Source organism: Marinobacter sp., assembly GCF_041687235.1.
Taxonomy (GTDB): domain Bacteria; phylum Pseudomonadota; class Gammaproteobacteria; order Pseudomonadales; family Oleiphilaceae; genus Marinobacter.
In genome coordinates, this window is the sequence record NZ_JAWLCH010000029.1 from 1 (window position 1) to 9,311 (window position 9,311).

9 protein-coding genes and 1 tRNA gene are annotated in these 9,311 nt (G+C 59.8%); 4 read left to right on the forward strand and 6 right to left on the reverse strand.

The window, feature by feature from the left end; all coding sequences use genetic code 11:
- The 6 genes from ACESMK_RS19610 to ACESMK_RS19635 form a co-directional block, all read right to left on the reverse strand.
- Positions 1-77 (reverse strand) — tRNA-Val (locus ACESMK_RS19610).
- Positions 78-132: 55 nt separating this feature from the next.
- The gene (locus ACESMK_RS19615) at positions 133-1,083 is read right to left on the reverse strand and encodes a DMT family transporter (RefSeq protein WP_373002234.1); all 951 of its coding nucleotides are present in this window, start codon (positions 1,081-1,083) and stop codon (positions 133-135) included.
- Positions 1,084-1,241: 158 nt separating this feature from the next.
- Positions 1,242-2,330 (reverse strand): hypothetical protein, encoded by a 1,089-nt coding sequence (locus ACESMK_RS19620; RefSeq protein ID WP_373002236.1) that lies wholly within the window; start codon positions 2,328-2,330, stop codon positions 1,242-1,244.
- Positions 2,331-2,432: 102 nt separating this feature from the next.
- Complete coding sequence (locus ACESMK_RS19625; RefSeq protein WP_373002238.1) at positions 2,433-3,503, reverse strand: hypothetical protein; 1,071 nt, start codon at positions 3,501-3,503, stop codon at positions 2,433-2,435.
- 132 nt (positions 3,504-3,635) lie between these two features.
- Positions 3,636-4,253, reverse strand: coding sequence for a YceI family protein (locus tag ACESMK_RS19630; protein ID WP_373002242.1), 618 nt, complete (start codon positions 4,251-4,253; stop codon positions 3,636-3,638).
- Entirely contained in the window at positions 4,240-4,974 is a 735-nt protein-coding gene (locus ACESMK_RS19635) for a CDP-alcohol phosphatidyltransferase family protein (protein ID WP_373002245.1), read from the reverse strand. Before ACESMK_RS19635 ends, ACESMK_RS19630 begins: the two co-directional genes overlap by 14 nt.
- Positions 4,975-5,141: 167 nt before the next feature.
- Between ACESMK_RS19635 and ACESMK_RS19640 the strand changes: the two genes are divergently transcribed.
- From ACESMK_RS19640 to ACESMK_RS19655, 4 genes are all read left to right on the forward strand, one after another.
- Positions 5,142-6,149 carry a zinc-dependent alcohol dehydrogenase gene (locus ACESMK_RS19640; RefSeq protein ID WP_373002248.1) on the forward strand — a complete coding sequence of 336 codons (1,008 nt, stop codon included), beginning with the start codon at positions 5,142-5,144 and terminating at the stop codon, positions 6,147-6,149.
- A 30-nt stretch (positions 6,150-6,179) separates the two neighbouring features.
- Positions 6,180-6,578, forward strand: a complete 399-nt coding sequence (locus ACESMK_RS19645; RefSeq protein ID WP_373002251.1) for a 6-pyruvoyl trahydropterin synthase family protein — start codon at positions 6,180-6,182, stop codon at positions 6,576-6,578.
- Positions 6,565-8,505 (forward strand): glycosyltransferase family 4 protein, encoded by a 1,941-nt coding sequence (locus ACESMK_RS19650; RefSeq protein WP_373002254.1) that lies wholly within the window; start codon positions 6,565-6,567, stop codon positions 8,503-8,505. The genes ACESMK_RS19645 and ACESMK_RS19650 overlap by 14 nt, the downstream gene beginning before the upstream one ends.
- Positions 8,502-9,311: lysylphosphatidylglycerol synthase transmembrane domain-containing protein (locus tag ACESMK_RS19655; protein WP_373002257.1), on the forward strand; the 810-nt coding region annotated here is incomplete at its 3' end. The genes ACESMK_RS19650 and ACESMK_RS19655, both read left to right, overlap by 4 nt.

A 9,311-nucleotide genomic window follows, 5' to 3' on the forward strand; every position in this document is an offset into this window, starting at 1 on the left:
TGGTAGGACCACCCAGATTCGAACTGGGGACCTCTACCATGTCAAGGTAGCGCTCTAACCAACTGAGCTATGGTCCTGTGTCCTGCAACGGGGACGCAATATACTGATTCCGCCGAAGCTGGTCAACCACTTTTATGCGGTTTTCCGGTTCCGGAGTTTGTCCTTGATGGCTTTGCTCAGTACCGCCCAGCGGTTGACGATCAGCGCAGCGAAAATCAGGCCGCAGCCAGCCAGTTGAATCGCGGTCATGGATTCGCCGAACCATCCAGCGGCGAACAGGGCCACCCACACCGGTTCCAGTACCAGAATCACCACACCGTGGCTGTTTGCCGACAGGCTCTGGGCGAAGGTCTGGAGCAGGAAGCGGCCTGCCGTGCCAATAACGGCACTGGCGACAACCCACCAGACCAGCAGGGGGGAGAGATTGGTCAGGGTGGGCTGCCAGCGCTCCATAACCATGGATTCAATCAGGGTCAGCATGCCTACGGTCAGCAGCGCAATGGCTGTCAGGGGCAGGGCGGGCACCCGGTGTTTTTCCACCGCCTCGCCCAGCCGGTTGGTGACAGTTCGCTGGTTGGCCGCCCGGGTGTTGAGGTTGAAGTACAGGGCGAAAATGGTCGCGGCCATCACGAAGAAAATCTGACCGGCTTCCGGCCGGAATCCGTTTTCAAGCGACAGCAGTGCGAGCCCTGCTACCGCAATGGGAATGGCCAGCCAGGTGCTCGGAGGCTGAGCTTCCTTGAAGATCAACCGGGCAAGGATGGGAACGATCACAACACCCAGGCTGGTCAGGAAGGCCCCTTCACCCAGGCTGGTGCCGTGAACCAGCCCCATCACCCAGCAGGTCATCGCCGTGCCGAACACCAGACCGACACCGACACTTCGACGCAGTTGATCCAGGCTCAGTTTCATCAGCGAGCGGCGGGCGAAGAATGCGAGCACCGTTCCAGCAATCAGAAATCTGGCCGCCATGAACATCAGTGGAGGCATCAGCAACACAGCTTCTTTTGAAAACATCCAGCTGATGGCCGCAAACAGCGTGACAACAACCAGGAGAAGATCGGATTTGTGGGCGTCAGACATCGGGTATCGCTTGCCGGCAGTGAATGAATCAAATGGGAAAGCGAACCAATGTATAGTTTGCGAACTAAAAAGAAAAGATGGGTAGAGTTACCAAGGGATAAAATAGGGGTCAGAAGAAATTTTCTTCTGACCCCGTCTTCTGCATGCTTCGTACGTGTTCAGTTATTGAGGGTGGTATAAACCAGATTGGACATATCGGTCTGGTCAGAACCGGGCACTTCAACATACTGGTCACCGGAGCCCCACCACTGCCACCAGGCGCGCTTGTTGTAGGTGCGGCTGGCGAAATCCACCTGCAGACCGTTCAGGGTGGTGTTGTTGACCACCGGCACTGAGATGTTGCCCGTCTCGGACCCCAGCACACCGCTGTGGGTGACGTCCTCGTTCATCAGTACCGGGTAATGGTTGTAGTACAGGGCGCCCGGGCCATTCTGGCTGGTGACCTTGCCCGCCAGGCTGATGCTGGAAGAGCAGGAATCGATGCCGGCGGCGGAGGTTGCCCCACAAGCCGAGTGGGTGGGCACCACTCCATCGTCGGTGCCGGCGATGAATGGTTTGGTGATACCGCCGTAGGAGGAGCCACCGGCCACAAAACGCAGTCGGGGGATGGAGTTCGGGCTCACCGCCAGGTTACGGGCTGCGTTAGTTTGCAGGTCGTTTACCACGCCCAGCTTACCCGGTTCCGGCTCGATACCGGTGAAGGCTTCCACTGCCGCCCTGAGAGGCCAGTTATACCAGCTGTCGTTATACGCGAGGCTCAGGGCGAGGTTCGCCAGTTCGGTGCCACCGCCGGCACCGGAATAATCCAGGGCTGCCAGGATTTTCAGGGGCTGCAAACCCTCGGACTGAAGCCAGCGGGCCTGGTTTTCCAGCAGATAGCGGGTAACCAGATCGCCAGTGGAGTGGGAAACGATAATGCAGTAATCATTGCACAGGCCTTGCTGACTGATCTGGCGCATTTGTTCATAGGCCTGCTGGGCAATGCCACCTTCAACCCGCCCATCACTGCCCCAGTCGATGCGGGCCTCGGCACGGGATAACCAGAAGGTTCGCCAGTAATCCTCGCCGGCGTTCTTTACGTCCTGGAGATTGGCCGGGGGATTGGCCAGGTCTTCCTGTTGGAACCCGTGTACCAGGATCACATTGTGCCCGGCCAGTTGGGCCTGGGCGGTTCCGGCAAACAGGCTGCCGGTGATGGCGACCGCCAGGGCGGCCTTACAGGCACTTCCGATCTTTGTTGTTTTCATGGTTGCTCCGTCTTTGCTGAATTATTGTTGTCACAAGACGTTTCTCCGCCATTTAAGGCGGTACAGCCCGGCGCTAGCCGGTGCAGAGCACCTGCTCTGCCATCAGAACTTGTCGGCAAGCTGCCGGAGCAGCGCCGCCCGTTGTTCCGATTCGGGATTCACCGCCGGCGTATCCGAAAGGCTTTCTAGATCCGGGGGTGTGAATGTATAGCCCTCGTCGGGGCCGAATGCGTAGTTGGTCCGATCACCGGGCCTGGCCGGAAGCTGACGGATCTGCAGGTTCTTCAGTTGAAGCTGACCGTCTACCGTCTGATTTGCCAGCACCGTGCCGTGGGCCTTCAGTTTGATGGTGTCTGAGGTGCTATCCAGTCTTTTTTCCATCTGAAGCTGTGCGACGGGCATCGGCCCGTTGAAGAGCTGGGCAGAAAGCGCATAAAAACCGGGATCTTCGGGCGAGAACCGCACGGGTATCACCAGATTGTTGTCACTGATGCGGGCATCGCCCAACCCTTCGAACTCGCCCAGATAGGGTTCGATGGTCAGGGACGAGGCATGGCGAACCGGCTTGCCGTCCAGCCTCGCCTCCACAATCAGACGGTATTCCCCCGGTGATTCGTCAGCGGACAGCGTGCCTTCGAAGTAGCCGGCAGCCCCTGCCTCTTCAAGGGTCGTACCGGCAACGGCATCGCGGCTGTCGGGCCTCTCCAGTGTGGCGGAGAGGGCGCCATCAACGATTTGCGAGCCCTGAATGGCGGCCGCCACAAGAATCTGTTCGTCCTCGGTGAACCGGTATTTCTCAAGAGTGACGGTAAACTGTCCATTGTCTTCCAAAGGCAGGCTGACCGGTTCGTAGTGATTGCCCCGGTAGGCGCTGGCCTGTTCCTTGCTGAGAGGTACGGACCAGGCAGGGTATCGGGTGGATTGGGCATACTGATCGGCCACGCTGGCCAACATAAAGCCGAGGGCGTTATCCGTTGGTGGCTCAGGTTGCTGGTTGGGGCTGCCCGAACGTTGATCTGGGGGCACGGCATTCTGAACGACCGCCGGTTGCTCCCCGCTGACCAGATCAGCAAGCCAGCCAAACTCACCGCGGTTGTCGGCAGAAAGCAGATACCCCGTGCCGACGACGCCGGCGGTTACCAGTGTCAGTAGCAGAACAGCCTTACCGGGCATGCGGCAGGTCCCTTGTTTATTGTTGTATTGTTAAACATAACGGGATTTACGCCGCAACCCAAAAAACTGGCCTGATTGTGTAACAGAATGTGTCCGGATTGTGCGGTGGATCACATTCCTGGCAGTGCCGAATCAGAACCAGCCCGACTCCCGAATGGCCTCGAAGCCGAAATGAAGTTTGACTTCATCACCGACCATGTCCTCATCAAGACCGTAAGTCATGCCCCATTCACTGCGCTTCAGGGTGGTGGACGCGCTGATGCCCAGGGTGTATTCCTCGTGGCCGAAGGGGTAGACGTCTGCCTTGTTGAGGGTCACGTCCAGCACCACGGACCGGGTCTGGCCAAGCAGCGCCAGATCACCCGTTACTTTTCCGGTCGTTTCGCCGGTGGTTTCAAAGTCGGTAACGGTGAAGGTGATCTCCGGGTGCTTTTTGCTGTCCAGAAAGTCCGGGTTGCGCACGTGTTCGTCGCGCTTTTTGTGGTTGGTAAATACGCTCTCACTCTGGAACACCAGTTTGCCGGATTCGAGCTCTCTGGCTTCCTCGTCATAGACGAATTGCCCCTCCACTTCCCGGAACATGCCCATCACCGGGGCATACCCGATGTGCATGATTTCAAAGAACATCGAGAAGTGTTCGTCATCGACGACATAGGTCTTTGGCTCGGCCATCACGGTCGGGCTCAAGGCAAGGGCCGCGGGCAGAATGACGGCGGACCGGGTGAGGGTTTTCAGGTTATTGAACGTCATGGGGATGTCTCCTCTGGTAAAGCCAGCGAATATCCAGGAAAAACGACCAGACAAGCAGCGCAAGAGCGGTTGCAAGCGTGGCGGCGGCAAACAGGGTATTGACCGGTGGCAGCACGGCCACAAGCAGGGTTACGATCTGCCAGACACAGACTGTCTTGCGTCGGAAGCTGTCCGGCAGTGGTGCGTTAAGCCATGTCTGGAAGTGGCTGGCGGCAATGAATGCGTAGCGCATAAGGCCCAGTGCCAGAACCCAGGGGCCGGCCTTGCCGAGGGCCAGGACAGCGATGCTGAGCCCGAGGATGAACAGGGCATCCAGTTCCATATCGAACCGGGCGCCGAAGTCGCTTTGTGAACCCGTAGCCCTGGCAACCTTTCCGTCCACTCCGTCGAGGATCAATGCCAGCAGGGCCATCCAGCCATACAGCCAGAGACCGTCAGACAGGTGTCCGGCGAAAGGGGCCAATGCCACAAGAACAATCACCAGACTACCCCTGAGCAGGGTTGCCCGGTTGGCCCAACCGAAGTCCCGTCCGGATGGCCAGGCCCGGACAACAAAACCACAAACAATCAGGTAGAGGATGGCTGAAAGCCCGTAAAACAAAACCGGTGGCGAGGTCAGCCAGCCCGTCGCCAGACAGAGCAGGGCGGCAAGACCAAAACCCCAGGCAAGATCCAGTAACAGTGGGAGCCTGATTGATGCGGACTGGCCGTTAGAATCCATCACGGAACTCCAGCGTATAGGTTTGCAGGCACCAAACACCGCGGATGCGCTGTACACTGACTATAGTTGATGTGTCTGAGTGTGCTTACGAGCATAGACCGCGTTCAGACCTGAAGGTTCAGCCCGGGAAGGGCTCCAAACAGACGCCGGCGAGAAAGGAGATCCCATTGCAACGCGACTCTGACGTTCCGAATATCGAGACAGTGGCCCGGGCCTGGTGGGTAACCGGCGCAGGCAAGGGGGAGATCCTGGAGACGCCGTTAGCCGGGCCTGGCAGTGCTGAGCACGGCGAAGTCGTGACAGTGGAGGCACTCTATTCCGGTATCAGTCGTGGTACTGAATCACTGGTTTTCCACGGCCGCGTTCCGAAAAGTGAATACTCCGCAATGCGGGCACCGTTTCAGGAGGGAGACTTTCCCTGGCCGGTTAAATACGGCTATTCCAGCGTTGGCAGGGTTGTGGAAGGGCCGACGGGGCTGGTCGGAGAAACGGTGTTCTGCCTGTACCCCCACCAGAATCGCTACCGCGTACCAGCCTCAGCCGTGACAGTCCTGCCGAACGATCTGCCGGCGGAGCGTGCAATCCTCGCAGCCAACATGGAAACCGCCGTTAACGGCCTCTGGGATGGCGCCCCCGCAGTCGGGGACCGTATCGCCGTGGTTGGACTGGGTGTGGTTGGTTTGCTGGTAGCCTGGCTGGCCAGCCGCATTCCGGGAACCCGGGTGACTGCAATCGACACCAATACCGAAAGGCGGGCCGTGGCAGAACGGCTTGGCCTGGCCTTCCGCAGTGAATGCGGCGCCGATGACCATGATCTGGTGATCCATGCCAGTGGTCACCCATCCGGCCTTGAGACCGCCCTGGGGCTGGCGGGGCAGGAAGCGACCATTGTGGAAATGAGCTGGTATGGGGACCAGCCGGTGCCCGCGCCCCTGGGCGCGGCATTTCATCCGCGGCGTCTGACCCTGAAATCCAGCCAGGTGGGCCAGATCGTGCCCACTAGAGTTCCAAGGTGGGACTATCGCAAGCGCCTGGCCCTGGCGTTGGAATTGCTCCAGGACGAGGCGCTGGACACGCTGATTACCGGCGAGTGCCGGTTCGACGACCTGCCAAAATCCATGGCACGAATTCTCATTGATGGCCGGGATACCCTCTGCCATCGAGTTGTGTACTGATAACCCGACACTACCTGATTAGGAGACACTATGTTCGGCTTGACGGTCCGGGACCATATGATGATTGCCCACAGCTTCAACGGAGAGATCTTTGGTCCCGCCCAGAAGGTCCACGGCGCTACCTACGTGGTGGATGTAACCTTTGAGCGGCATCAGCTCGACAAGGACGATCTGGTGGTGGACATCGGCCTGGCTTCCGAGCTGCTCAAGAACGTTCTCTCTGAATTCAATATGCAGAACCTGGACGAGCTGCCGGAACTGCGAGGGCGGAATACCACCACCGAATTTATGGCCAAACTGGTCTTTGATCGGATGGCGGCAGCTATCCACGGGGGCCGTCTGGGTGAAACGGGAGAAGGTATTGTCAGCCTGAAAGTCACGCTTTCTGAATCCCATATTGCCTGGGCCAGTTACCATGCCGGAATCTGACGCACCCGGGGCCATCGAGTTTCTGGTTCCCGGCGATCCGGAGCAGAACACCGGTGGCTACCGGTATGTCCGAAAACTGGTGGAAGCACTGGTTGAGGGCGGCCGGATGGCCCAGGTGAGCGGCTTGCCAGGACGGTTTCCCCGCCCCGATGACGTCGCCCGGGATGCAATGGACCAGACACTTGCCAGCATGCCGGATGGGGCCTGGGTGGTGCTGGATGGGCTGGCTATGGGCGGGTTGCCGGGCGTTGTCGAACGGCACGCACAGCGCCTGAATCTTCTGGCCCTGGTGCACCACCCTCTGGCTGACGAGACCGGTATCAGCGAGGCAGACAGACAATGGTTTTTCGAATCCGAAAAACAGGCCCTCAGGTTTGTAAAAGGCGTTCTGACCACAAGCCGGCATACCGCTGCCCGGCTCGCGGACTACGATGTGCCGGCAGACGTCATCCGGGTCGCTGAGCCTGGTGTTACCCGATTCCCAGCGGCCACCGCCGGGGACAGCACGCGGGAAGCCGATTGCCCCCGGATCCTGTGTGTGGCTCACCTGTCACCAAGAAAGGCCCAGCACCAGTTGGTCGAAGCCCTGGACAGGCTCAGGGCCTTGCCGTGGCAATGTACGCTGGCAGGATCCGACAGTCGCGATCCCCACTACAGTCGGCAGATTCGGACGGCCATTGCCTCAGCAAATCTGGAAGACAGGATTGAACTGGTCGGGGAAGTGGATGAAGCCGGGCTTGCCAGCCTCTACCGCCATGCTGATTTCTTTGTCTTTCCCTCGCTCTACGAGGGTTACGGAATGGTGATTGATGAAGCGCTTGCAGAGGGGCTGCCGATTATTTCCTCCGATGGCGGAGCCCTGGCCAAGACCTCTGCGCGGCCCGGCGTGGTTCAGTACTGTGCCGGCGATGTCAGGGCCCTCGAGGCGCGAATCCGCGACTGGCTGGCGCACCCGGACCAGCTCGCTCATGCCCGCAAGCTTGCTGCGAAGGAATCCAGGCGGATACGTTCCTGGGCCGATACCGCCAGGAACGTTAACGAGGCGCTGCACCATTTCAGCGGGCCTGGACCGGACCTGCACCATCACTCTGAATTTGACAGCGACTGGCTGGCGGCCAGGGAGGCAGCAGATCATCTGGCGCGCTCTGGAGAGCTAACCAGCACGCTCAATGACTGGCTGATCAGACGTTACGATGGGCGCCCGTCAAATGCGCTTTCTCCTCTGCAGATTGTCGATATCGGTTCCGGCTGTGGTTCCAATGCCGTGTACCTGGTGCCCGCACTGCAGGTACCCCAAGCCTGGCTGGCCCTCGACCAGGATGCCGTTCTGCTTCGCGAGGCAAGCAAACGGGTGGACAGCCTCGACGTGCCCTTCGAGACGACCAGTGTGCAGTTAACCCCGGAGAACATGGACCAACAGCTACCGCAGGAACTCTCCCTGATCACGGCTTCTGCCCTGATTGATCTGGTGTCCGGGCCGTGGTTAAAAGCCCTGAGCCGGGCGGCGGCGCGCCGGACATCTGCAGTACTGATTGTGTTGAGCTATGCCGGGCACTTTGAGCTGTATCCCGAACATCCCGATGATTCGCTGCTCAGAGAGCTGGTGAATCAGCATCAGCATGGGGACAAAGGCACCGGTGCTGCCCTGGGGCCAGAGGCAACGTTTGTGCTCAGAGACCTGCTGTCCCAGGCAGGGTATCGGGTTGACATCGCGGAATCGCCCTGGAGGTTGCAGGGTGACGATAAGAGGTTGGCGCGTATGCTCATGCAGGGCTGGGTAGCGGCGGCTATCGAGCAGTCTCCCGAGGTTCGTGACCGGCTCACCAAATGGCTGGAAACCCGCGAGCGCCAGCTGTCCGGCGGTGACCTGACGGTTATCGTCCGGCATCTGGACCTGCTTGCGCTGCCGCCCGGGGAGCTGCCTTGAGGGAGTTGAGCCAAAGGCGGCTAAGGCTGGCGGCACGGTGGTTGTTTACGGTTCTGATCATCGGATTTGTCCTCCGCTCCCTGGATGCCGGTGCCCTCTGGCAGGAGCTGGCCCGCTTTTCTCCGCTTATCCTGATACCTGCACTGGTACTTACCGTGTTTCAGGTGGCCCTGTCGGCCTGGCGCTGGCGCTATACCGTGGAAAGGCTGGGTCTCCCGTTGGCGTACGGTGCTGCAATCCGGGAATACTACCTGGCCACGTTTCTGAACCAGGTGTTGCCCGGCGGTGTTCTTGGTGATGTAAACCGGGCCTGGCGCCACGGAACAGGCGCTGGTGAGCGTTTGTCTGCCGTTCACGGGGTCGCCATCGAAAGGCTCTCCGGCCAGTTGGTGCTGGTGCTGGTTGTGGCGATTTCCGTCGGCTGGCTTCTCGGTTCCGGCCGTCTGCAGGCCAGTCCGTGGCCGGGTGGACTGTGGTTGGGTGTGAGTGTTGTCCTTGTCGGTGTCGTGTTATGGCTCGCCCTCAACACCGAAATTGCGGGTTATCTTCAGCGCCTTCGGCGGGATGTGTACCGCTCTTTACTGAACCGGGCCGTGTTGCCGGTCCAGTTCGGCTCGTCCCTTCTGGTGCTGGCGAGCTATCTTGGCGTGTTTCTCTGCCTTGCCTGGGGGGCGGGTTATCTGGACAGCATGGCCTCTACAGCAGTCATTGCTGCGTTGTGCAGCATTCTGCTGCTGAGCATGGTCGTACCCTTGACGGTGGCTGGCTGGGGTATCCGGGAAGGTGCCGCGGCGGTGCTCTGGCCA

What these genes read in the sequence shown, in the direction of transcription:
- ACESMK_RS19615 (WP_373002234.1), bottom strand. Translation starts at nt 1,083, where the DNA reads ATGTCTGACGCCCACAAATCCGATCTTCTCCTGGTTGTTGTCACGCTG.
- ACESMK_RS19620 (WP_373002236.1), bottom strand. Translation starts at nt 2,330, where the DNA reads ATGAAAACAACAAAGATCGGAAGTGCCTGTAAGGCCGCCCTGGCGGTC.
- ACESMK_RS19625 (WP_373002238.1), bottom strand. Translation starts at nt 3,503, where the DNA reads ATGCCCGGTAAGGCTGTTCTGCTACTGACACTGGTAACCGCCGGCGTC.
- ACESMK_RS19630 (WP_373002242.1), bottom strand. Translation starts at nt 4,253, where the DNA reads ATGACGTTCAATAACCTGAAAACCCTCACCCGGTCCGCCGTCATTCTG.
- ACESMK_RS19635 (WP_373002245.1), bottom strand. Translation starts at nt 4,974, where the DNA reads ATGGATTCTAACGGCCAGTCCGCATCAATCAGGCTCCCACTGTTACTG.
- ACESMK_RS19645 (WP_373002251.1), top strand. Translation starts at nt 6,180, where the DNA reads ATGTTCGGCTTGACGGTCCGGGACCATATGATGATTGCCCACAGCTTC.
- ACESMK_RS19650 (WP_373002254.1), top strand. Translation starts at nt 6,565, where the DNA reads ATGCCGGAATCTGACGCACCCGGGGCCATCGAGTTTCTGGTTCCCGGC.